Here is a 24,597-nt window from a genome sequence, read left to right as displayed (position 1 = left end):
AGTTATGGCTGCGTACATCATTCGCCGTTTGCTGTTGGTGATACCAACGCTGTGGGCCATCATTACCATTAACTTCTTCATCATCCAGATAGCGCCCGGTGGGCCGGTTGAGCAGGCGATTGCCAACCTGCAGGGCCATACCTCCGGCATCATGGAGCGCTTTTCCGGAGGGGGGCAGGAAGTCGACATGTCGAAAGTCGACAATGGTGACCCGACCGGCTACAAGGGCTCTCGTGGTTTGGATCCTGAGGTGGTGGAAGCGATTAAACGTCAGTTTGGTTTTGATAAGCCACTGCACGAACGCTATTTCGACATGCTGAAAAACTACGTCACGTTTAACTTCGGCGAAAGTTTGTTCCGCGGCGGTAATGTGATTGATTTAATTGTTGACCGACTGCCGGTGTCGATATCACTCGGCTTGTGGAGTACGTTGATCATCTACCTTATCTCAATTCCGCTCGGCATCATGAAGGCGATTCATCACGGCTCACGCTTTGATGTCTGGTCAAGTGCGGTGGTGATCGTCGGTTATGCCATTCCCGGTTTTTTGTTTGCGATTATTCTGATCATTCTGTTTGCCAGTGGCAACTACTTCAGCTGGTTCCCGCTGCGGGGGCTGGTGTCGGATAATTTTGACCAGCTCAACGGGTATCAGCAGATCATCGATTACTTCTGGCATCTGGCGTTGCCGATTTGCGCCATGGTGATCAGTGGCTTTGCGACCCTAAGCATGCTGACCAAAAACTCGTTTCTGGATGAGATCAATAAGCAGTATGTGGTCACCGCACGTGCTAAAGGGCTGGATGAGGGCAGTATTCTGTACAAGCACGTGTTTCGTAACGCGATGCTGATCATCATCGCCGGTTTTCCGAGTGCGTTTATCAGTATCTTTTTCACCGGCTCGATGCTGATTGAGGTGATGTTCTCGCTGGAGGGCATTGGCCTGCTGGGCTTTGAGTCCACGATTCAGCGTGATTATCCGGTGGTATTCAGCTCATTGTACATCATGACATTACTTGGTCTGATACTCGGCATTATTTCGGATTTGACCTACACCTGGGTTGATCCGCGTATTGATTTTGAGGCCCGCTAAATGGTGTTGAGAAGTAAAAAAGTGAATCCGCTCAACGCGGCGCGCTGGCAGCGATTTAAATCCAACCGGCGCGGTTTCTATTCGTTGTGGATATTTTCGCTGTTGTTTTTTATCAGCTTGTTTGCTGAGGTTATTGCCAACGATAAACCTTTGTTTATCTCTTACGATCATCAGTGGTTTTTCCCGATAGCCGAGCAATACGCCGAAACCCGCTTTGGCGGTGAATTCGAGACCGAAGCGGATTACACCGACCCGTATGTGGTCGATTTGATTGAAGAGAAAGGTTATATCGTCTGGCCGCTGATCCATTTCAGTTACGACACCATCAATTTCGATATTGTCGGATCCGTACCGTCTGCACCGGACAGTGTCAACTGGCTGGGCACCGACGATAAGGGGCGTGATGTCCTGGCGCGGATCATCTATGGCTTTCGTATTTCAGTGCTGTTTGGTTTTGTCCTCACCATTATTTCTTCGCTGATTGGCGTGGTAGTTGGTGCCACTCAGGGTTATTACGGCGGCTGGCTGGATTTACTCGGCCAGCGCTTTATCGAAGTGTGGTCAGGCATGCCAACCCTGTTTCTGTTGATTATTCTGTCGAGTTTTGTCGAACCGAATTTCTGGTGGTTGCTCGGCATTATGGTGCTGTTCAGCTGGATGAGTCTGGTGGGCGTGGTGCGGGCAGAATTCTTACGCTGCCGTAATTTTGATTACGTACGCGCGGCGCAGGCGATGGGGGTGAATGACACCCGTATCATTTTGCGCCACATGTTACCGAACGCGATGGTCGCGTCATTAACCATGATGCCGTTCATCTTGTCAGGCTCGGTCACCACCTTAACGTCTCTCGATTTTCTCGGTTTTGGTCTGCCAGTCGGTTCACCATCACTGGGTGAATTGCTGGCGCAAGGTAAAACCAATTTACAGGCTCCGTGGCTGGGTATTTCGGCGTTTGTTGTGTTGTCGCTGATGCTGACTTTGCTGGTATTTGTCGGTGAAGCCGTGCGGGATGCGTTTGACCCCCATTTACAACGGAGAGGCTGATGAGCGAAGCATTACTCACAATCGAAAACTTGTCGGTCGGCTTTGGCCGCAGTGATGCGGTGCAGGCGGTGACTCATCAGGTATCGCTGTCGATCAATAAAGGCGAAACTCTGGCGCTGGTGGGCGAGAGCGGTTCGGGTAAATCGGTGACCGCGAATGCGATTTTAAAGCTGCTGCCCAAAGGTTCGGCCCATTATCTGGAAGGTCAAATCAATTTTGCCGGGGTGAATACACTGCAATGCTCCGAGCGTCAGTTGCGCGGTATTCGCGGTGGCCGGATTGGTATGATTTTTCAGGAGCCGATGGTGTCACTCAACCCGCTGCACAAAATTGGTAAGCAGCTGGTGGAAACCCTGGCTATTCATCGCGGCATGCGGCAGAAAAAAGCGGAGAATCTCGCAATCAGCTGGCTGGAAAAAGTCGGTATCCGAAATCCGGCCAGTAAGATCAACGCTTATCCGCATGAATTATCCGGTGGTGAACGCCAGCGGGTGATGATCGCGATGGCACTGATTAATGAGCCGCAGCTGCTGATTGCCGACGAGCCGACCACGGCGCTGGATGTGTCAGTGCAGGCGCAAATCCTCGATCTGCTCAAATCGCTGCAACAAGAGCTCGGTATGGCGATGCTGTTCATCACGCATGATCTGAGCATTGTGCGCCGCATTGCCGATCGGGTAGCCGTGATGCAGGAAGGCAAACTGGTTGAGGTTAATCAGTGTAAGACTCTGTTTGCGGCGCCGCAGCATCCTTATACCCAATTGCTGATCCAGTCTGATCCGCGTGGCTTACCGGTACCGGTGGACAGCAACAGCCCGGTTCTGCTCAAAGCTCAGGATCTCAAAGTGTGGTTTCCCATCACCGGTGGCCTGCTTAAACGCACCGTAGACCACGTGAAAGCAGTAACGGACATGCAGTTTGAACTCAGAAAAGGTCATTCGATTGGTTTGGTCGGCGAAAGTGGTTCAGGCAAATCAACCACCGGCATGGCAATCCTGAAACTGGTGAATTCGCAGGGTGTGATTGAGTACGACGGCCACGACCTGCAAGGTTTGGATCGTAAAGGTATGTTGCCGTACCGCAGTAAAATGCAGGTGGTATTTCAGGACCCGTTTTCGGCGCTCAATCCGCGAATGTCAGTGGCACAGGTGATTGGTGAAGGCCTGTACGTGCATACCGATTTCAGCGACGAACAGATTGATGCGGCGATCTGTGATGCGATGCGCGAAGTGGATCTCGATCCGCAAACTCGCCATCGTTATCCGAATGAGTTCTCCGGCGGTCAGCGTCAGCGGGTTGCGATTGCCCGGGCTCTGGTGTTGAAACCGGAATTTATTCTGCTCGACGAGCCGACATCGTCTCTGGATCGCACAGTACAGGCGCAGGTGCTGGATTTGCTCAAATCGCTGCAGGAAAAATACGGCTTAACCTATCTATTTATCAGCCATGATCTCAACGTGGTGAAATCACTGTGTCATTACACCATAGTAATGAAGCAGGGTGAAATTGTAGAGCAGGGTCCGACGCTGGACCTGTTTCAGAATCCCGGCCAGCCTTATACCCGTCAGCTGGTCAGCCTGTCGTCGTTTTAGTGTTGCTTGCAATGTTTGAGTGACAGACAAAGGCCCGGCAATGCCGGGCCTTTGTTTTCAATACGAATAGGTTTGAGCAGACTGGGGTTTAAGACGATTCTGTTTGAGCCGATTCATGGACCGTCAGCTCACTGTAGCCGGTATCGCTGTCAAACTGGCGTTCAAACTGCAGAGTCGGGTAGTGATGGATAATCAGTTCTGCTGTGGTATTGACGATATTGCCATCCAGCAAATGACCGCCCCAGACTTTGCCCTTTGCATCAGCGACTGCAATATGCAGATGAAGGTGAGCATGGGTCAGGGTGCCCATCAGTGAGACAATTTCAAACGGTGCTTCAATACTCAGTGTGCTGTGACTGTCCGCAAGTCGAATATTGAGCGTTGATAAGCATCCGGCGCAGGACGCGACAGACCCTGCCTGCACCTGGTTCTGCCTGATCAGTGCCAGGATCGACTGTTTCAGATCGGCGCCCCGGGTCAGACGGGTGGCGATAACATTGATCATCATGCCTCTCCCTTAATCAGTTGCAGCAGGGTTTCCAGTGCCTGCTCAAGGTCCTGATAACGTTTGGCTTTGCCCAGCACGCGCATGCCCTGCATCTGGGTCAGGATCAGGCTGGCGAGCGCCGCAGGGGCAAGATTGCCGGCCACAGCGCCGCTCGCGACCGCCTTGGTTAACGCCTGTGTCAGCACCTCGGTTAAGTGATCAAACAGTTGGTGACCACGTTCCAGTACCCGCTCATCCTCTCCGGCATGTTCCACTAACGCGTTTTGCATAAAACAGCCACAGCTGCGTTGGCGCTGGAGTTCTGCGAACTGGCGCAGAAAGTGCTCTATCTCGCTCAGCGATGCCTGCGGCTTTTGCAGCTCCGCCAGTGCCGGAAAAGAGACCGACTGCAGGTATTTATCCAACGCCTGATAGTAGAGTTGCTGTTTGTCACCAAAGGTGTTGTACAGGCTGAAGCGGTTGATTTGCAGCGCATCGATCAGATCAGAAATCGCAGTATTGACATAGCCCCGTTGCCAGAACAGTTCCATGGCCTGGGTCAGCTTCTGGTCGCGATCAAAATTACATTTTCTGGCCATGGTTATCTGCCTCGTTGGTGCGCCCGAGCTTATCAGGCTGGTTAAAATGATTCTTGACTGATCGTTTAGTTTACCGCTAAAGTCTATCCTAAACGATCGTTCAGTTAAAGATGAAAGGGATGTAAAATGAAGCTATACGAAACCGCCATGACGCCAAGCTGCCGCCGGGTCAGCATTTTTCTCAAAGAGTTGGGAGTCGATGTCGAGCGTGTTGCGCTTAATGTGCGTGAAGGCGATAACCTGACTGACACCTTCAAGCATAAGAGTGTCAACGGTAAGGTGCCGATGCTGGAACTGGATGATGGGACAACTTTATGTGAAAGTGTCGCGATCTGCCGTTATTTTGATGAAACGACAGCTAACGACAAAAATCTGTTTGGCCATGATGCGCTGAGCAAAGCGCAGGTCGAAATGTGGCATCGCGTGGTCGAATTTCAGGGCCTGTATGCCGGATTTCAGGCATTTCGTAACCTGAGCGGGATTTATCAGGATCGTGAAACCTGTGTCGCTGCCTGGGGTGAAGAGAGCAAATCACGCGTAGCTGAATTTCTGCCCCTGCTGGATGCTCGTCTGGCGCAAAGTGACTATGTTGCCGGTTCTGCGTTTACCATCGTCGATATCACCGCGTTTATTTTTGTGGGTTTTGCGCAAAAAGCACTGGAAATCGATGTGACTGGTCAGTTCGCCAATATTGCCCGCTGGCAGCAAGTCATCGCTCAGCGTCCGTCATTTCAGTAAACGCAAGGATATCTCAGGGATGTGCTTGGTATAGAGTACGCTTCTTATCCGTTAATCAGTGAGTCTGCAGGATTTGATTTATTAATGCGGGTGGCTTCGGTACACTAGCGCTAAATGTTGTAGAGACAATGATCATGAATGAATTTGAAGCAGCTCAGTGGGATGAAGAAGAAGTCGAAATCGAGGCAATTGGTGTCGAAGTCGATGAACAACCTATTGAACTCTATAAAGTATTGAAGATTGCCAACGTCGTCAGTGGCGGTGGTGAAGCGAAATACGCGATCGCTGAAGGTTATGTGGCGGTCAACGGTGAAATCGAAACCCGTAAGCGCCGCAAGCTGTACGATGGCGACCTGGTGGAGTTTGATCAGGAATATTACCTGGTGATCTGTGATGCACCCGTTACCGAAGCCGAGCCAAAACCTGTGAAACAGGCAGAGAAGAAAGCGGCACCGGCTGCGAAGAAGAAAGACAATAACAGCCAGCCATCTGCTGACAAGAAAAAGTCGGCAGACAAAAACAAAGCAGCCAGTAAAAAGGGTGCTCAGGCTGGTAAAAAAGGCCAGAACAAAGCTCACCCTCTCTCTCAGTCTGCCAAGCCAAACAAAGCAAAGGCTGCGCCAGATAAAGCGGCTGTCGATAATAACGCCGATAGCATCCCAGCCCAATCAGAGGGCGGACGCAACGCGATTCGTTTCTTCTGATAGCCGGTATAACGGGAAATCTGTTGATCAAGGGGAGCCGATAAGGCTCCTTTTTATCTCATGATTGAGGACTGTGCCAAAGGTACTGACGCTAAAATACCTCTTCTCCCAGGCCCACAGCCGCACAGCTCACGGCTATATTCTCATCCGCGGCCTGCATTTCGCAGCTTTGATCATCAATGCGTGAAAAATTAAACACCGCACCAAAAGTGTTATTGGCTAGCTGATCTTGCTCTGATGGGATTGAACCGCTGACGCCGGTTACTGTTGTAGTTGTAGCGGTGAGATGATACTGCGATTTAAAAATATTCTTTTCTACCGTTGCCGGCCCTTGCTCCGGTATCCCGCGAATACCCACCGAGGAGCGATTTGAGGTGCCATAGTCGCCATAGTTGAACCAGTTATGCATCACATGCACATAGCTGCCGCCGTATCCTTCGCTGCCTTGGTGCATATCGAACTGATGATAGGCACCGCGGCCGCCATCCTGCATCACCAGATTATACTGAGCCAGGTAACCTTCACCAAGCTTGCCTGAACCTGCAATGGCGTGACGGTTGGCGGAGAAAATGTTGCACTGGATAGTGGCGCTGGTATCACCGTTCTGCACCACCACACCGTAGCCAAGTTCACTTTTGATATTGTGATGAATATAGTTGTTGTTAATAAAAGCCCGATGACTTTGTTTCAGCGACACGCCTGCCCAGGGCCAGCCGTATATTTCGTTGTTATCAACCATCACATCGGTCGAATACGACTCAGCCTGCATCCCGATAGTCTGCTTATCACTGTTGCTGACTTGCACTGGACCTTCAATGATCAGACCGGATATTCGGCTGTGGCTGGCCAGAGTGATCACCGGGTACTTGTCATCTGAATCTGTTTCGAGCGGCAAAACCACCAGCTTACCCGGATTGTCGACCTGGCCGCGTTCACCGAACAGCGTCTGGCCGAGGCCAAGTGACAAAGCCCCGGATTGGTTCGGAAGCTCTATGGTGACTCCGGCAGGGATCTTGATGTAGCGATAGCCGGCACTAATTGCCGTCAGCAGATCCGCATAATTAGTGACTAAAATCAGACTGGAACTGTCTGGCAAGTTCAACGGCTGAAAGCTAATGCCCAGCGTAGCGCAGGTTTCTCGTGCAGTCGGGAGGGATGTGCTGTCGGCAGTCTGTGCGGATTCTGCCGCAGTAGTCGTGTCTTCGGAACAGGCGGTTAAGAAAACAAGCAGCGTGCATGCTAAGAAGGAGTGACGTTGCAAGGGAACCTCTTTAATGTGGAAATCTAGGGTGAAAACTATTTGGTAATCTCAATGACAGTATCAATTTTATGATAAGTGGTGCGCTGACCGTTGCCGCGCTTTACGAAATGTTCTTTGCCCTCGGTTAGTCTGTGAACGCTAGCCATAGTTGGTCTAAGGACAATCGGAGCGATAGGATACCATTTTTATAAAACGATGTTCTGTTAATTTGTTTGAATATAAGGTGAGCGCTTGAGAAGAGGGCGAGATTAGTCTCGATCAGGCAATAACCCGGCTAAACAGACTGAGCCGGATTATTGATGAGTAAAGGAAGATATGGAGGTTAGATGGCTGCGCTCAGGCAACGGTAGGCAGGGCTAACAGTGCACCGGCCAGTTCATCGCTGAACGGAGACTTGAGCAGTTCGCTCAGGTCATCGACGGGAGCCGGTAATGATTGCGCCCATACATGCAGAGCCTGCAACACTTGCTCGCCACAGACGGTCACCCAGCGCTGCTGTGAGCCTGCTGAACCACTGTCAACACTCAGTAATTGGTCGTAGCCGGAGTGTAGCTGTTGCTTCAATAGATTCGCCAACTGATGTGCGGGTAAAGACGATTCTATATGGTACAGATAACCGTGTTCGATTTTCTGCCTGGCCCAGTATTCGACCCCATCCAACGTGACCATAGTGCGCGTTACAAAACGTGCTGCGCTTTGTAACGCATATGGAGCGATGCTGACTGCGGTATGTTTAAATTCCGGCTGGCCGGAAAGCTTATCGGTAAAAGGCGCTATCAGTGCGCACGGCTTACTCTGTTTCGCTGTGGCATTATTCCAGTGAATCGGCATGAACAACTGGCCGGGAAGCACTTGTGCACAAATTTCTGCCCGCGCCAGAGCTTGCCCTTGCGTGTTATGAATCTTGACCAGTTGATTGGAGGTAATGCCATAGTAAGCTGCTGTGTTCGGATGGATTTGCACGTAAGGCTGCGTACGGTATTCGCCGAGACGAGCCGATAAACCGGTTCGTGACATGGTGTGCCAGTGATCGCGGGTTCTGCCGCTGTTGAGCAATAACGGAAATCGGTTGCTGGTCCCGTCATGCGGCGCTTTGTGATGGGTGGCGATAAAGTTGGCTTTACCATCAGGAGTATAGAAGCGGCCCTCGGTCAGCAGACGCTGGTTGACTATCTCGGTTTGCAGTTCAACCACCGGCCATTGCTGTGGCGTCAGGCGGCTGTAGCCCTGGTCATCAAGCTGAGTCAGGCCAATCAGAGTGAAATCACGTTCACCGCTGAGATTGCCCAGCGTAGATAACCTGGCGTACTCGGCAAACACTTCGCCCTCGTGACGGTAATTGAATTGCTGCGCGTAGCCCATTTTGCTTGCGACCTGGCTGATGATCCACCAATCCGGCTTAGCCATGCCGGGGCTTGGCATAACACGGCGCTGGCGTGAGATCCGGCGCTCTGAATTGGTCACCGTACCGGATTTTTCGCTCCAGCCCTGAGCCGGCACAACTAAATCCGCCATGCGTGTGGTTTCAGTATCGGCGATACAATCAGACACCACCACAAACGGGCAGGTTTGCAGTGCCTTACGGATCTTATCGCTGTCCGGCAGGCTGACCATTGGGTTGGTCGCCATAATCCACACCGCTTTAATTTTGCCCTCAGCCATTGCATCAAACAGATCCACCGCTTTGAGGCCGGGCTGAGTTGCCAGGTTGTCGGTGTGCCAGAAATCGCTAATTAACCGATGGTGCTGCGGGTTATCAAACTCCATGTGAGAGGCCAGGGTATTGGCCAGTGCCCCGACTTCACGCCCGCCCATGGCATTGGGTTGTCCGGTCACGGAAAAAGGGCCGCAGCCCGGGTAGCCGATCTTACCACTCGCCAGATGACAGTTAATGATGCTGTTGACTTTGTCTGAGCCGATGCTCGACTGATTGACGCCCTGAGAATAGAGGGTGACTACTTTTTGCTGAGTTGCAAAAGCGTGATAGAACTCGTCGAGTTGCTGATGTGAAAGCCCGGTAATCTCTGCGATGTCCGCTTGTGCACTGGCCGCTTGCAACGCTTGCTCAAAACCTTGGGTATGCGCCTTGATATAAGTGTGATCGAGATGCTGGTGCTGGTCGAGATAAGTCAGCAAGCCATTAAACAGCGCTACGTCCGAACCGGAATGTAATCCCAGATGCTGATCGGCAATGTCACAGCTGTCCGTTTTACGCGGATCGATCACGACGACGTTAAGTTCGGGGTTGACCTGCTTGGCAGCACGTAAGCGCTGGAACAGCACCGGGTGACACCAGGCCAGATTTGATCCGACCAAGACCACCATGTCGGCCAGTTCAAGATCTTCATAACAGACGGGTACGGTATCTGAGCCGAACGCACGTTTATGGCCAACCACGGAAGAGGCCATACAGAGGCGCGAGTTACTGTCGATGTTAGCGCTGCCAATAAATCCCTTCATCAGTTTGTTGGCAACGTAATAATCTTCGGTCAGCAACTGACCGGAGACATAAAAAGCGACAGAGTCCGATCCATAGTCGCGAATGGCCTGACTGAATTTATCGGCGATTAATGTCGTTGCGCTGCTCCAGTCGAGGGCTTGTGGCTGGTCATTGGGATTAAGAGTCGGCGTGAGCAGACGTCCGTCAGTAATAATCGTATCGCCCAGGGCGATTCCTTTCGTACACAACTTACCGTAATTGGACGGGTGACTTTTATCACCTCTGATCTCCAATTCACCGCTGAGCTTGGGCCTTGCTTCGACACCACAGCCCACACCACAATACGCACACGTTGTCTTAATCCATCCATCATTCTCACGTGACATGCAGATGCTCCCTATTCTGATTTATTTCCTTTGTTTGTGTTAGGTGCAATAAATAAACCAGAATGTGAAAAGTTGGAATAAATTAAATTAAAATCAATAAAAACAGTAATTTAAATATTATTATACCACTAAAGTGGTAGGTGTGTTTTTAAGGTATTACCCTTTGGAGGTATAGGTATTGCACCACTCAAGAATTAAATGCACCGTGAGTGCTCATAAAATAACAGTATTTACTTTTTTGTGCCGTGTTTTTAGCCAGCGTTTCTGATTGATTATTTAATTTATGTATATGAAAAATAAATAGAAAATAAAATATCTCCTGCAAATTTTTAAAGTTTGGCATTCAAATTGCGTTGTTGGATTTAGCAAAAATCATTTTCAGTGCAGGGAGCCAACCATGAAGTCAGACATGAAAACAATGCTCAGCAGTACAGCTCTTAACGCTACAGGTATCGTCACCTTAGTGGGTGCGGGACCGGGTGATCCGGATCTGCTGACGGTCAAAGCGCTACGAGCTATTCAGAATGCGCGCTTTATTGTGTTTGATAATCTGGTCAGTGCAGACATCCGCGCGCTGTTTCCTGCTGAGGCGAAAACGCTGTATGTCGGTAAAGCCAAAGGTCATCACAGTGCCACTCAGGATGAAATCAATCAGATTCTGGCTAAGTACGCTCAGTCTGGCGTGAATGTTGTGCGGGTGAAAGGTGGTGATGGATTCGTATTTGGTCGCGGTGCTGAGGAGATGCTCTACCTGACTAAAAAGGGCATTAAAGTCGACGTGATTCCCGGCATTACTGCCGCATCAGGCTGCACGACGTATGCCAACATTCCGCTTACCCATCGCGGACTGGCGCAGGGCTGCACTTTTATTACCGCTCACGCTGACAAACAGTTATCGGTTAACTGGTCTGCGCTGGCGCAGCTTAATCAGACGTTAGTGATTTATATGGGGTTGAGTAAAACCGATCTCATCAGCGCGGAACTGATGGCTCATGGCATGAGCAGGGATACCCCGGTGGCCATGATTGAGAACGGTTGTACCGCGCAGCAGCGAGTCTTTACCGGTGTTCTGAGCGAGCTTAGTCAGATCAAGACTCAGCATCAAATTCAGTCTCCGGCACTGATTGTGATTGGCGAAGTGGTGAGTGTTGCCAACCAAATGGAATGGTTACAGCAACTTTCTCAGCGCGCACAGGCGAGCGAGCATCAAGCGTTCAGATTAACCGCTTAATTCAGATTTTACTGCGTGCCAGCAATTGGCGCAGGACAGGAAACCAGGCTCAACAGACCAAATATGAGTCGTAGAGACAAACTTACATTAGGGAAGATTACTATGAGTAAGCAAAGAATCGTGGTGGTAGGCAATGGCATGGTCGGCCACAAATTTATCGACACTTTGATCCAGAGCCAGCGTGATGATGTGGAGATCATTACTTTTTCCGAAGAGTCTCGTCTCGCGTATGACCGCGTGCAATTGACATCTTACTTTACCGGTAAAACGGCACAGGATCTGGCGCTGACCGATGAGGCTTACTACCAGAGCAATGGTGTGAAATACGTGGTCAACGAGAAAGTGGTGCAGGTCAATACCGCGGACAAGCAGGTGGTTACCGCCAGCGGCCGCGTTGAAGCGTACGACAAACTGGTGCTGGCGACCGGTTCGTATCCGTTTGTGCCGCCGATCCCGGGCAATGATCACGAACACTGCTTTGTTTACCGCACCCTGGAAGATCTGGATGCGATTGAGCTGTCGAGCAAGCAGAGCAAAACCGGCGTGGTGATTGGCGGCGGTTTGCTGGGGCTTGAAGCGGCTAACGCGATTAAAAACCTCGGTCTGGAAACTCATGTGGTTGAGTTTGCCTCGCGCCTGATGGCGGTACAGCTGGAAGATGGGGGCGGTGCGCTGCTGCGCCGCAAAATTGAAGCCATGGGTGTATTGGTACACACGGAAAAAGCGACCAGTGAGATCGTGGCCGGTGAAGAGGCTCGCTACCGGATGAACTTTGCTGACGGCAGTCATCTCGAAACCGACATGATTGTCTTTTCTGCCGGTATTCGTCCGCAGGATGAACTAGCGCGCAGCTCCGATATCACGCTGGGTGAACGCGGCGGGATTGTTATCAACAGCTACTGCCAGACCAACCATAAAGATGTGTATGCGATTGGTGAATGTGCACTGTGGCACAACCAGATTTTTGGTCTGGTTGCGCCTGGCTATCAAATGGCGAAAGTGGCCGCGAAACACATTCTGGATAAAGACTCTGAGCTGGCATTCACCGGTGCGGATATGAGCACCAAACTCAAACTACTCGGTGTGGACGTGGCCAGCATCGGTGAAGTGCATGGTCGCACCGAAGGCGCGCAGTCTTATACCTACAGTGATGAAATTGACCAGGTTTATAAACGTTTGATCGTCTCTGCCGACGGCAAGCGTATCGTCGGCGCTGTGCTGGTCGGCGATGCCGAGGCTTACGGCACCTTACTGCAACTGAAACAAAACGACATGCCGCTGCCTGCCAACCCGTCGGTACTGATTCTGCCCAATGCCGTCGAGGATGACACGGCGGCAACCGGAATTGATGCGCTGCCTGATAGCGCTGTGATCTGTTCGTGCTTTGATGTGACCAAAGGCGACATTAAACAAGCGGTGGCCAGTGGCTGCACCACCATGGCCGGGTTAAAAGAAAGCACGAATGCTTCAACCGGCTGTGGTGGTTGTTCAGCCCTGGCAAAACAAGTGCTGGACAGCGAACTGCTCAGCCTGGGGGTCGAAGTTAATAATGACTTGTGTGAGCACTTTGCTTATTCCCGTCAGGAGCTGAGCGATCTGGTGCGGGTTAATCAGATTAAGACCTTTGATGAACTGTTGAGCCAATACGGCACTGGTCATGGTTGTGAAATTTGTAAACCGGCCGCGGGCTCGATTCTGGCCTCGTTCTGGAATGACTATATTCTGGAAAACCAGCACATGGAGCTGCAGGACACCAATGATATCTATCTCGGCAACATGCAAAAAGACGGCACCTATTCAGTGGTTCCGCGTATCGCCGGCGGTGAGATCACTCCGGACAAACTGATTGTGCTGGGTGAAGTGGCTAAACAGTATGACCTGTATACCAAGATCACCGGTGGTCAGCGTATCGACCTGTTCGGCGCGCAGTTGAACGATCTGCCGCAGATCTGGAACCAGCTGGTGGAGGCCGGATTTGAGACCGGTCATGCCTACGGTAAATCGGTCCGTACGGTGAAATCCTGTGTCGGCAGCACCTGGTGTCGCTATGGTGTCGGTAACAGTGTCGGCTTCGCAATAGATATTGAAAACCGTTACAAAGGTCTGCGCTCACCACACAAACTCAAGTTTGCGGTGTCCGGTTGTACCCGTGAGTGTGCGGAAGCGCAATCGAAAGATATCGGCGTGATCGCAACCGAGAACGGCTGGAACCTGTATGTGTGCGGTAATGGCGGTATGCGCCCGCGTCACGCTGACCTGTTCGCGACCGACCTCGATGATCAGACTCTGATCCAGTACGTCGACCGTATTCTGATGTTCTACATTCGTACCGCCGATCGCCTGCAACGCACCTCAGTATGGATGGAAAACCTCGACGGTGGTCTGGAGTACCTCAAACAGGTGGTAATTGAAGACAAGCTGGGCATCTGCGTTGAACTGGAACAGGCCATGGCCGAAAACATCGCTAAATATCAGTGCGAATGGAAAACCACACTGGAATCACCAGAGAAACTAAAGCGTTTCAATCACTTCATCAACAGTGATCAACGTGATGAACGTCTGCAGTTTGTCTCGGTGCGCGAGCAGCGATTCCCCAAAGCGGTAAAGGTGGACAAGCGCCAGCAGCAGATTGATATCGTGGAAGTGGAATAACTACAACGTGGAAGTGGAATAACCCACAACGGCCACGGACTTATTCAACAGTGATAAATTGAGCCATTAGCAGGAGAAGGGCAATGGAAAACTGGATAACCATTTGTCAGGCAGAAGACTTGGTGCCTAACGTCGGTGTATGTGCACTGGTAGGCGGGGAACAGGTTGCGATCTTCAGTTGTCAGCGCAGCGGTCAGCTGTACGCCGTATCCAACTTCGATCCGATTGGCCAGGCGAATGTGATGTCGCGCGGCATGATGGGGTCGCTTGGCGGTGAACCTTATGTGGCATCTCCCCTGTATAAACAGCATTTTCATCTGCTGAGCGGCGAGTGTCTGGAAGATGCGCAATACCGCCTGAAAACCTATCCGGTTCGTCAGCAGGATGGCGTCGTTCAAGTTCTCGCATCGCTGGCCAATGCGGCCTGATCGTAACGTTTCCACACCGCTGCAGTGACGCGGCGGTTGTGAATCTCTTTGAATTGATTAAAAGGATTGAATCATGGAAAACAGCAAATTTTCACTTTTTTCGTTCAGCGGCAAGATGAAAATCTTACATCTGAGCTGGATTGCGTTCTTCATCACGTTTGTGGTGTGGTTTAACTTTGCGCCGCTGCTGCAGATGGTGAAAGAAACGTTGGGGCTGAGCACTCAGGAGATCAAAACCCTGCTGATCCTCAATGTGGCACTGACCATTCCGGCGCGCGTCGTGATTGGTATGCTGACCGATAAATATGGTCCGCGTCTGGTTTATTCGGCTTTGCTGGCTGTCTGTTCGATTCCCTGTTTTATGTTCGCCTTTGCAGATAGCTTTATCCAGGCTGCGATTGCCCGCTTCCTGCTGGGCTTTATCGGTGCCGGATTTGTGATTGGCATTCGCTTGGTGTCGGAGTGGTTCCCGCACAATGAGCTGGGGACTGCGGAAGGTATCTACGGTGGTTGGGGTAACTTTGGTTCTGCGGCGGCGGCGTTTACCCTGCCGACAGCGGCTGTGCTATTCGGCGGTGAAGACGGTTGGCGTTATGCCATTGCCATCACCGGCCTGATGAGCCTGCTGTTCTCCGTGGTGTTTTACCGCAGCGTGACAGATACCCCGAAAGGATCGACTTACTTCAAACCTAAGCATATGACGGCAATGGAAGTGACCTCAAAAGGCGATTTCTTCTTCCTGCTGCTGATGAAAATCCCGATGTATGCGGTACTGGCTCTGCTGGCCTGGAAACTGTCTTCAGCGGGTATCGGGATGCTGCCGGATGTCGCGGTCAACTCTATCTACGCCGGTTTGGTCGCGCTCTACCTGGTTGAACTGACTCAGGTATGGAAAGTGAACAAAACGGTGTTTGACAAACCGGTTGAGCCTGTCCATCAGTACAAGTTTAAACAGGTTGCGGTACTTAATGTGCTGTACTTTGCGACCTTCGGCTCAGAGCTGGCAGTGGTTTCCATGCTGCCACTGTTTTTCTCGGAAACCTTCGAACTGACGCCGGTTGTCGCGGGTATGGTTGCGTCTGCTTATGCTTTCATGAACCTGATGTCACGTCCGGGAGGCGGTTGGATTTCAGACCGTTTCGGCCGTAAACCAACCCTGCTTATCCTGACCGCAGGTCTGGCGGTGGGTTACTTCCTGATGGGACAAGTCGGCAGCGAATGGCCAATCTGGCTGGCAGTGGCTGCGGCGATGATGTGTTCGTTCTTTGTTCAGGCCGGTGAAGGCGCTGTATTTGCGACTGTCCCCCTTATTAAACGTCGCATGACGGGTCAAATCGCGGGCATGACAGGGGCTTATGGTAACGTCGGCGCGGTGACTTATCTGACGATCCTGTCATTTGTCGACTATCAAACTTTCTTCTATGTGATTGCCGCGACCGCAGTGGTTGGCTTTGCAGCGCTGATGTTGATGGAAGAGCCGAGCGGTAAGATTGCAGAAGTCAATGAAGATGGCAGCGTGACTCTGATTGATGTTTCACACTAAAGGTAGCTTGAGTGGCGGTGCAGATCGCCGCTCTCCTTTAGCGGATTTATCGGGAGACTTGATGAGACGTTTCGCCCGCACAGCGAAGCTCGTGTGATTAAGTCGTTCAAAAGCTCAATGTTGCTCGGGTTCTGTTTTCCCTGGCTGTGTTGAGCTTTTGTTCGGTCAGACTGGTAAAGTCACTATCAGGCTGACTAAGCAGAGCAAGTGAAGGGGATCTCTATGCATGCAAGGCAGATGAAACAGGGACAGGCACTGATGATTGATCATGCCGGTACCTCGCTGACCGGAACCCGGCAGCACAATCAGGACGCTTTGTTGGTGAAGCAGCCACACGCGGCCGATGTTGTGGCGCATAAAGGTATTGTGGCCTGTATTGCTGACGGGGTAAGTTGCAGCAACCAGAGTCAGAAAGCCAGCCATACCGCGGTGGTGCAGTTTATTAATGACTATTACGCCACCCCGGACAGCTGGAGCATTCGCCATAGCGCCGGCCAGATCTTAACCGCGCTCAACAGCTCGCTGTATGAAGAGGGCTGCCAACAGAATCTGACCCACAACGGTTTGGTGACGACCTTCAGTGCCGCTATCTTTAAATCCAACACAGCGCATCTGTTTCATGTTGGCGATACCCGCATCTATCGGGTGCGGGATGGCAAATTGCGTTTGCTGACCCGGGATCATCAACGTACCCAGTTTGGTCAGCAAGCTTATCTGACCCGCGCACTGGGCATGGATAACCGGCTCGATGTCGACTATCAGACCGTCACTCTCAAACCTGACGACTATTTTATTCTGACCAGTGACGGCGTACATGATTTCGTCGATGAAACCCGCATGCTGGATGCGCTGAACCAGGAGTCCGGCCTGGACCTGCAAGCGCTTAGTGAGGCGTTATGTCAGCAGGCGCTGGACAACGGCAGCCAGGATAACGTCAGTTGTCTGCTGCTCAAGGTCAGGCAGCTACCGCAACGTACTTTGCTGGAACACCAGGTGATGACCCTGACGCGGGTGATTCCGCCCGCGCTGGAAGTCGGACAGAGCCTGGATGGTTATCGGGTTGATGAGGTGTTGTATGCCGGTTCACGCAGCCATGTGTATCGGGTGACCGAGGTGGCGAGCGGTGAAAGCAGGGTATTGAAAGCTCCTTCGCTGCAATACAGTGATGATCGGGATTATCTGGTTCATTTTGCCAACGAATTTTGGGTCGGTTCGCAAATCAACAGCGAGCGGGTCATGAAAGTGTATCCGACGCCGGCTGATTCACCGTTTATCTACCAGCTATGCGAATGGGTACAAGGCATTACCCTGCGGCAGTGGATGTTTGATAACCCCGCACCATCACTGGCCCAGGTGCGTACCATTCTGAGCGAAGTGGTGAAAGCGGTACGAGTGTTTCAGCGAGCTGATATGGTGCACCGCGATCTGAAGCCGGAAAACATCATGCTGACCAGCGATGGTAAAGTCAAAATCATCGATTTTGGCGCAGTTAAAGTGATGGGACTGGAAGAGATGCAAGCTGTTCCTGAGCCACAGGCCCCGCTTGGCGCGGTCAACTACATTGCGCCGGAATACATCAATGGCAGTGAGGTGACAGTGCTGTCAGATTTGTTTTCGATCGCTGTTATCGCTTACGAGATGCTGAGCGGACAATTGCCATATAAAGCCAGACAGTCTACCCATTTGCAGTCCGCCCGGCACATCAAATGGGACTACCGGCCGATCGAACAATTTCGCTCTGATATCCCGTTATGGGTCGATCTGGCGCTACGCAAAGCCACTCATCCATCACCTGCACAGCGTTATCAGGCGCTGGGAGATTTTATTCTCGACCTGTTTACACCCAACATCCGCTTACAGAAAGAGTTCAAACACAAACCCGTATTGCAGCGCAATCCGCAGCTGTTCTGGAAAGCCACCGCACTGCTGGCGATCGCCGTCGCGCTTCTGGAAGGGGTGATGTTGCTGTGAGCGGGCTAACTCGTGCGAAGAACTATCATAAGTCATATGGGTGAAATTCAGACCTCTGACAAATGATATAAATGTGGCAACAATTTGCTCGCGATAGGTAAAAAGTTGCTCGAATGAAGTAAATCCTTACCCTATTAACAATGTTGTCTACATAAGTTATTGAGTAAAAAAGAGCATGGTGGTGGCACAAAAATTGTGTGAGTGAAACAGCATTTTATGATGCTTTGTTCTCACACTGTTTAAGGAAAAAGTGATGCCAACTCCATGTTATATCTCTATTGAAGGCCAGACTCAGGGTCTTATCACCGCTGGTGCATGTACTGCTGATTCAATTGGCGATTCTTTTGTAGAAGGTCACGAAGACGAAATGCTGGTGCAGTATTTTGACCATAACGTGACTGTGCCAACCGATCCTCAGTCTGGTCAGCCATCAGGCCAGCGTGTACACAAACCATTCACTTTTACGGTCTCGCTGAACAAAGCCGTCCCTCTGCTTTATAACGCACTGGCTTCTGGTGAAAAAATGACCAGCGTTGAGCTGAAATGGTACCGCACCTCAATTGAAGGTAAGCAAGAAAACTTCTTCACTACCAAGCTTGAGAATGCTTCTATCGTCGATATTCACTGTGAAATGCCACATTGCCAGGATCCGGCCAAATCGGATTTCACCCAAAACCTGACTGTTGCCATGTCTTACCGCAAAATCACCTGGGATCACGTTAATGCAGGTACATCGGGTTCAGACGACTGGCGCAAACCAATCGAAGCGTAAACCACGCTGAAATAAGCCTGTAGACTACGCTACGCGTGCTCGTCTATGGGCTTTGTTTCAAATTCAGTGGGTTGAAAATTCGTTTAGGTTGAATTTGACGTAGTCGCAAACTCATTTGTTAGAAGCTCAGTTGGTTAAAAACTACTTGGTTGGTTTAGGGCTAACTGCGTGCTTCGAAGCTAACGGCTTGGTTCAGGGCCAACAGGTAATAAGGTTTAAAATGGCAAAGTTACAATTTATTCTCTCTGTGGACGGAATGCCCGAAGATACGTTTGTGGTGACAGAGTACCGTGGCAAAGAATCGGTCTCTGACAGTGTGATGAGCGGTTGTGTCACCTGTTATGGCTTCCGTTATGAGATAGATTTAGCGAGCCGACAATCTGGCATTAAAGCGAGCCAGGTGGTGGATAAGTCGGCGCAACTGACCGTGTTAAGGAATGGCCAGCCGGTTCAGTTTGTTCATGGCATCGTGCGTCAATTCGGACAGGCGGATATTGGTCATCACCATACCTTTTACAACCTGACGTTAGTACCAGCGCTGGAACGTTTGTCACTCAGACAAAACAGCCGGATTTTCCAGCTGAAAACCGTTGAACAAATCATCACCACTATTTTGCAGGAAATGGGGATTGATAACTTTTCTTTCTCACTGAAGAGAACGCTCTCGCAAAGAGAGTTTTGTGTTCAGTACCGGGAGACGGATTTGGCGTTTGTGCATCGTCTTGCTGCTGAAGAAGGTCTGGTTTATCACATTCAGCAAAGCGATGGTAAACACACGGTATGTTTCAGCGATGACAGTGCCTTGATTGCTAAGTTCGCTCTACCTGTACCATACAACGGTTTGTCCGGAGGGCAGGTTGATGACAGCTATGTGTCTTCATTCACTTTGGTCAATCAAAGTGAGCCCAGCCATCTGACGATGCAGGATTACAGCTTTAAAAAGCCGGACTACGGTTTTCTGCAGCAACAGTCAGGGACGGATCTGAGTTTTCAGCAATCGACCTATGAGCATTTTGATTATCCTGGTCGCTATAAAGACGATACCAGCGGTGCCGCGTTCAGTCGTATTCGGTTGGAATATCTGCGACGAGATGCCGTGCATGCTGTGGGTAAAAGTAATTATGCCGGTATTCAGGCCGGAATAAAGTTCGATCTCACCGACAATCTTGAGCCGAGCGCGAACCGAGACTGGCTGGTTGTTGAAGTCTCTCATCAGGGCACTCAGCCTCAGGCTCTTGAAGAAGAAGGGGGCTCCGGTCAGACATCCTATTCAAACCAGTTTAAGGTCATCCCGGCGAACCTGACCTGGCGAGCTGCACCTGTCGCCAAACCTCATGTCGATGGCCCGATGATTGGTGAGGTGGTCGGCCCGGCCGGTGAAGAGATTTTTTGTGATGAACATGGCCGGGTGAAAGTGCATTTTCCCTGGGACCGTGAAAGTCAACAAGATGAGCACAGCTCTTGCTGGGTGCGTGTATCCCAGGGGTGGGCAGGTGCTCAGTATGGTTTTGTTGCTATTCCCCGTATCGGGCATGAGGTTATTGTTTCATTTTTGCATGGCGATCCGGATCAGCCGATTATCACTGGCCGAACCTACCACGCAACCAACGTTGCACCATATCTGCTGCCGAATCATAAGACCCGTACAGTGTTAAAAACCCAAACCCATCAGGGGGAAGGTTCAAACGAAATTCGCTTCGAAGATCAGGCGTCCATCGAGCAGATTTATATTCACGCGCAGAAAGATCAGGATGTGGTGATTAACAATATTCATCGTGAATCTGTCGGGCTGGATTTCCACTCTCATATTGGTCGACACCAGTACGAACTGGTGACAGAGAATGTCCACCGCTCGATTGGAAAAAATGTCACCGAAGAGTTGGGACAAGATCACCATATCAAAGTGGGCCGCAACCTGGTGCAACGAGTTTTAGGTAAGATAAACCGTTGGGTAACCGGCGGAGTTATTTCCAAAATCGATGGTGGTGTCAGCACCCAGATCGCAGCATCTGAAGAGAAACAAATCGGCGCAAACCAACGTGTTGCAGTCAGCAATGAAAGTTATCTGAAAGCCGCGGACATTGTTTTAGATGCCGGCAATTCACTGACTATTAAAGGGCCGGGAGGCTTTATTAAATTAGACAGTGCAGGCGTTACTATCTCTGGGGCTAAAGTCAAAATTAACGATGGAGGCTCTCCGGGAACCGGGACAGCGCCTGCCGTCACTCAGCCAGATGAGCCGGACAAACCTCAGCAACCTGATGCGCCGGATAGGAGAGGGTAAATGCCAGGAGCGGCGAGATTAGGCGATACAGCGGGTGGGCACGGATGTTTTCCGCCTACTTCTATCATTGCTGGTAGCCCGGATGTCTTAATAAATGGCAAACCGGCGGCCAGAAAGGGTGATGCTGCCTTGTTGCACGCTTGCCCTTGCCCCTATAAACCGCACGGGCTGCATGGCCGGGCGATTAATGCCGGTTCCGGCTCCGTGTCGATTAACGGTCAGCCGGCGGCACGTATCGGTGACGCCATAGACTGTGGTGGTTCGGTGGCTTCCGGGTCGGGTGATGTCATTATCGGTGATACGCCTTATCAATCCAATACTCACGCCTGTGGTGAAGGTGCGGTTCTTGGGCAGTCGCCATTTTTGAAAATCACGCCGTTGGCGAAAAATGTCGAAGCCTTGTGGAACAGCCCGACATTTACCCCGCAGGCACTGGCTGCGTTGGCGGGCTCTCAGGCAATGAGCACCGCCGCCGATATCGCAGCGGAGAAAGCGGTGTCCACTCTGCCGCCATTAGCGCAGTCACTGGTTAAGGTTGTTCAGTCCGGGGCCTCTAAATTGCAGATGCTGGATGTACTTGAAACAGGCACCACCAAAGCACAGCGCCGAGAGGCGAGAAAAGCGATTACTCAGGCTGCGTCTGCCAATGATCCGCAGACAGCACAGCGCTTTAGTATGGATATGGACGCAGCCGAAAAAGCCATGTTGGCCGACCACGTTTACACGCTAGATAAAGAGCGGAATACATTGGAACCACATCGCAAGCAAGTCGCGGAGGATTTTGACAATGATTCGGGCTGGAGTGTGGCGACGGAAGATGATTTGGCAGAGTTGGGTATACAGCAAAAAGATCTGAAGGTGAAAGGTACAAACTTCCGATCACAGGTCTATATTCCGGACCCCGAAGTATTTGGTGAAAACGCTAAACCGACATTGGTGTTTCGAGGTACTGAAATGGACAGTGGCAGTGACTGGATTAAAGGGAATTTGAGTCAGGGGGCTGTCGGACGATCTTCGTACTATAAGCAAGCAGTGAAGACTGTACTGAATATTCAAGATCAAGGGGTAGATATTGAAATTGCGGGACATTCACTGGGGGGAGGGTTAGCCTCCGCTGCGTCAAAAGCCTCGGGGTATCCCGCAACAACCTTTAATGCTGCCGGTCTGCACCGCAATACTGTAGCCAATTATGGCGTTGCATCAGAGATGCAAAGTGCAGACAGCTTAGTCACCGGGTATCGAGTTGATGGTGAGGTTCTGACCAGAGTGCAAGAAACAACGCCTGTCCTGCGTCGCCTGGCTCCCTCGGCTGTGCGAAACGGTGCGCTGGAAACCACCTTACCCAAGTCGACCTTTATGCCGGATGTTGATGCAGGAACGACAGAAGATAAGCGCGGTTCGGTCGCGCTGCATGGCATGGATCAAATGCGCGAATCGATAGAAGAGCGTAAAGTGGGCGACTTACACAAATTGGCAAGTGAGGCTTAAGTATTGATTAAATGGATAATAATTGTCGTCGTCGTGATAGTGTTCGCATTAGTCGCAAAAGGAGCTATGACCAAAGTGAGTAATAAAATTAACCCGCAGGACCTGTTTTCCGGCCCGATGCTCGAAGTCGCCAAAGCGGTTGACCGTGATGATATTGCCCGGGTAAAGCACTTGGCTTCTCAGTTGGATGATATTAATGCATTGGGTGAGCACGGAGTGACTTTGCTGGTGTATGCCGTGATCGCTGATAAACCTAAGTCCATCAAGGTGTTAATGGAACTGGGCAGTGATCCTGCTATTGATGTGCCGGAGCAAGGCAACGCAGGTTATATTGCGATGTGGCATCCGGATGCAAAAAGTTTAGAGGCGCTGCTGCAGGCAGGAATGGATCCAAATCTGAAGGAAGAAGGTGATGCGCTGATATTCCACTCTCACAATATTGACGAATCCAATTCATTACCTGTACTGGTGAAATACGGTGCCGATGTTAATTCTCTGAATGAAAAAGGCGAAACACCGATATTTGATATGATCAGAGCGCAACCCAAAAATGCATTGTTTCTGTTAGAGCATGGTGCTGATGGCAGTGCGGTCAGTCCTAGTGGTGTTTCGGTTGCTTATTCTTATGAGTTGAGAATGAAACGCATCGATGAGAAATCTGCGGTTTATCAGGTCATGACAGAAATAAAGCAAAAACTCATTGCCCAAGGGGTTAAGTTTCCCGCGCTGTCACCATGGGGCGAACGCTTCGTACGGGACATTGTGTTTTGCAAAGAGCCTTCGGGCTATCGTCCGCGCAGTGAATGCAAAATTGAAGGCGCTAACCGATTTGTTAAAGAGCCTGCGGAAGAAATTAAACGCCAGGATGAAATGATTCTGAAAGAGCGTTACGGAATCGAGCACCAGTTTTAACTGCGATGAGCAAAACAGGGCTGGTTATTGGTGTGTTGGTTTTACTTGGAGCGATTGGAGCCGGAGACATGAAAAGTATGAACAGTAAGGTAAAGCCTAAAGAGCTGTTTTCCGGCCCGATGCTCGAAGTCGCCAAAGCGGTTGATCGCGATGATATTGCCCGGGTAAAGCAACTGGCTGGTCAGTTGGACGATATTAATGCTGTGGGTGAGCACGGAGTGACTTTGCTGGTGTATGCGGTGATCGCGGATAAACCTGAGTCCATCAAGGCGTTGATGGAACTGGGCAGTGATCCTGCTATTGATGTGCCGGAGCAAGGCAACGCAGGTTATATTGCGATGTGGCATCCGGATGCAAAAAGTTTAGAGGCGCTGCTGCAGGCAGGAATGGATCCAAATATCAAGAACGGTAAGCGACCTTTAATCTTTCACTCTCACAATATGGAAGAATCAGACTCGTTACCGATGCTGGTGAAATATGGAGCTGATGTTAATGCGCTGAATGAAAAGCAAGAACCGCCTATTTTCGACATGCTAATGGTTCGGTTTAAAAATGCACTGTATTTGCTCGACCATGGTGCTGATGGACATTTTGTAAGCCCTTCAGGTGAATCGGTGGCCTATTTGGTCGATTTTCAATTACGTGAGTTATCGCCCAATTCAGAAGGCTATCAGACAATGTTAACCATAAAGGAAAAACTCGTTGCCCAAGGCGTTAAGTTTCCCGCGTTGTCACCCTGGGGCGAGCGCTTCGTGCGTGACATTGTGTTTTGCAAAGAGCCTTCGGGATATCGCCCGCGTAGCGAATGCAAGATAGTAGGTTTTAATGAGTTTACCAGTGAGCCTTCGCAAGAAATTAAACGCCAGGATGAAATAATTCTGAAAGAGCGTTACGAAATCGTGCATGAGTTTTAACTGCGATGAGCAAAACGGGGCTGGTTATTGGTGTGTTGGTTTTACTTGGGGTGATTGG

General features: G+C 50.8%; 19 protein-coding genes. 15 read left to right on the top strand and 4 right to left on the bottom strand.

Annotated features, from left to right (window positions below; translation table 11 throughout):
- The first annotated feature begins 4 nt into the window (after positions 1-4).
- The 3 genes from J0X00_RS05525 to J0X00_RS05515 are packed head-to-tail and all read left to right on the top strand — an operon-like array spanning position 5 to position 3,729.
- Complete coding sequence (locus J0X00_RS05525; protein WP_218561999.1) at positions 5-1,093, top strand: microcin C ABC transporter permease YejB; 1,089 nt, start codon at positions 5-7, stop codon at positions 1,091-1,093.
- Positions 1,094-2,137, top strand: a complete 1,044-nt coding sequence (locus J0X00_RS05520) for an ABC transporter permease (protein WP_282476579.1) — start codon at positions 1,094-1,096, stop codon at positions 2,135-2,137.
- The gene (locus J0X00_RS05515) at positions 2,137-3,729 is read left to right on the top strand and encodes an ABC transporter ATP-binding protein (RefSeq protein ID WP_282476578.1); all 1,593 of its coding nucleotides are present in this window, start codon (positions 2,137-2,139) and stop codon (positions 3,727-3,729) included. The genes J0X00_RS05520 and J0X00_RS05515 overlap by 1 nt, the downstream gene beginning before the upstream one ends.
- Positions 3,730-3,817: 88 nt before the next feature.
- Here the strand turns inward: J0X00_RS05515 and J0X00_RS05510 are convergent, their stop codons facing one another.
- The gene (locus tag J0X00_RS05510; protein WP_218562114.1) at positions 3,818-4,234 is read right to left on the bottom strand and encodes a DUF296 domain-containing protein; all 417 of its coding nucleotides are present in this window, start codon (positions 4,232-4,234) and stop codon (positions 3,818-3,820) included.
- The gene (locus J0X00_RS05505) at positions 4,234-4,815 is read right to left on the bottom strand and encodes a TetR/AcrR family transcriptional regulator (RefSeq protein WP_282476577.1); all 582 of its coding nucleotides are present in this window, start codon (positions 4,813-4,815) and stop codon (positions 4,234-4,236) included. The genes J0X00_RS05510 and J0X00_RS05505 overlap by 1 nt, the downstream gene beginning before the upstream one ends.
- A gap of 126 nt (positions 4,816-4,941) precedes the next feature.
- On the opposite strand from J0X00_RS05505, the gene J0X00_RS05500 reads away from it, so the two are divergent.
- Both J0X00_RS05500 and J0X00_RS05495 read left to right on the top strand, forming a co-directional pair.
- The gene (locus tag J0X00_RS05500; protein ID WP_282476576.1) at positions 4,942-5,553 is read left to right on the top strand and encodes a glutathione S-transferase; all 612 of its coding nucleotides are present in this window, start codon (positions 4,942-4,944) and stop codon (positions 5,551-5,553) included.
- Between the two features lie 134 nt (positions 5,554-5,687).
- Positions 5,688-6,257 carry an RNA-binding S4 domain-containing protein gene (locus tag J0X00_RS05495; RefSeq protein WP_282476575.1) on the top strand — a complete coding sequence of 190 codons (570 nt, stop codon included), beginning with the start codon at positions 5,688-5,690 and terminating at the stop codon, positions 6,255-6,257.
- A gap of 91 nt (positions 6,258-6,348) precedes the next feature.
- Here J0X00_RS05495 and J0X00_RS05490 read toward each other — a convergent pair whose 3' ends face one another.
- Both J0X00_RS05490 and J0X00_RS05485 read right to left on the bottom strand, forming a co-directional pair.
- Positions 6,349-7,353 (bottom strand): hypothetical protein, encoded by a 1,005-nt coding sequence (locus tag J0X00_RS05490; protein WP_282476574.1) that lies wholly within the window; start codon positions 7,351-7,353, stop codon positions 6,349-6,351.
- 501 nt (positions 7,354-7,854) lie between these two features.
- Complete coding sequence (locus J0X00_RS05485; RefSeq protein WP_282476573.1) at positions 7,855-10,344, bottom strand: nitrate reductase; 2,490 nt, start codon at positions 10,342-10,344, stop codon at positions 7,855-7,857.
- Between the two features lie 397 nt (positions 10,345-10,741).
- Between J0X00_RS05485 and cobA the strand changes: the two genes are divergently transcribed.
- From cobA to J0X00_RS05435, 10 genes are all read left to right on the top strand, one after another.
- Complete coding sequence (cobA, locus tag J0X00_RS05480) at positions 10,742-11,575, top strand: uroporphyrinogen-III C-methyltransferase (RefSeq protein WP_282476572.1); 834 nt, start codon at positions 10,742-10,744, stop codon at positions 11,573-11,575.
- 102 nt (positions 11,576-11,677) lie between these two features.
- Positions 11,678-14,227, top strand: a complete 2,550-nt coding sequence (gene nirB / locus J0X00_RS05475) for a nitrite reductase large subunit NirB (RefSeq protein WP_282476571.1) — start codon at positions 11,678-11,680, stop codon at positions 14,225-14,227.
- 83 nt (positions 14,228-14,310) lie between these two features.
- Positions 14,311-14,655, top strand: a complete 345-nt coding sequence (gene nirD / locus J0X00_RS05470) for a nitrite reductase small subunit NirD (RefSeq protein WP_282476570.1) — start codon at positions 14,311-14,313, stop codon at positions 14,653-14,655.
- A 73-nt stretch (positions 14,656-14,728) separates the two neighbouring features.
- A complete protein-coding gene (locus J0X00_RS05465) occupies positions 14,729-16,198 on the top strand; it encodes a NarK family nitrate/nitrite MFS transporter (RefSeq protein WP_282476569.1) in 1,470 nt (489 codons plus the stop codon).
- A gap of 222 nt (positions 16,199-16,420) precedes the next feature.
- Positions 16,421-18,169 carry a bifunctional protein-serine/threonine kinase/phosphatase gene (locus J0X00_RS05460; protein WP_282476568.1) on the top strand — a complete coding sequence of 583 codons (1,749 nt, stop codon included), beginning with the start codon at positions 16,421-16,423 and terminating at the stop codon, positions 18,167-18,169.
- A gap of 253 nt (positions 18,170-18,422) precedes the next feature.
- On the top strand, positions 18,423-18,941 hold the full coding sequence (locus J0X00_RS05455) for an Hcp family type VI secretion system effector (RefSeq protein WP_136485598.1): 519 nt from the start codon (positions 18,423-18,425) through the stop codon (positions 18,939-18,941).
- A gap of 220 nt (positions 18,942-19,161) precedes the next feature.
- Positions 19,162-21,225 carry a type VI secretion system tip protein TssI/VgrG gene (gene tssI, locus J0X00_RS05450; RefSeq protein ID WP_282476567.1) on the top strand — a complete coding sequence of 688 codons (2,064 nt, stop codon included), beginning with the start codon at positions 19,162-19,164 and terminating at the stop codon, positions 21,223-21,225.
- Entirely contained in the window at positions 21,226-22,713 is a 1,488-nt protein-coding gene (locus J0X00_RS05445) for a PAAR domain-containing protein (protein WP_282476566.1), read from the top strand.
- Between the two features lie 75 nt (positions 22,714-22,788).
- Positions 22,789-23,625: an ankyrin repeat domain-containing protein gene (locus tag J0X00_RS05440; protein WP_282476565.1), complete on the top strand. Its 837-nt coding sequence runs from the start codon at positions 22,789-22,791 to the stop codon at positions 23,623-23,625.
- Between the two features lie 5 nt (positions 23,626-23,630).
- Positions 23,631-24,539, top strand: coding sequence for an ankyrin repeat domain-containing protein (locus J0X00_RS05435; RefSeq protein WP_282476564.1), 909 nt, complete (start codon positions 23,631-23,633; stop codon positions 24,537-24,539).
- Positions 24,540-24,597 lie beyond the last annotated feature (58 nt).

Source organism: Vibrio sp. ABG19, assembly GCF_029962385.1.
GTDB lineage: Bacteria > Pseudomonadota > Gammaproteobacteria > Enterobacterales > Vibrionaceae > Vibrio > Vibrio ostreae.
Note: the sequence above shows the minus strand (reverse complement) of the source record. Positions and strands in the feature narration are given on the sequence as shown.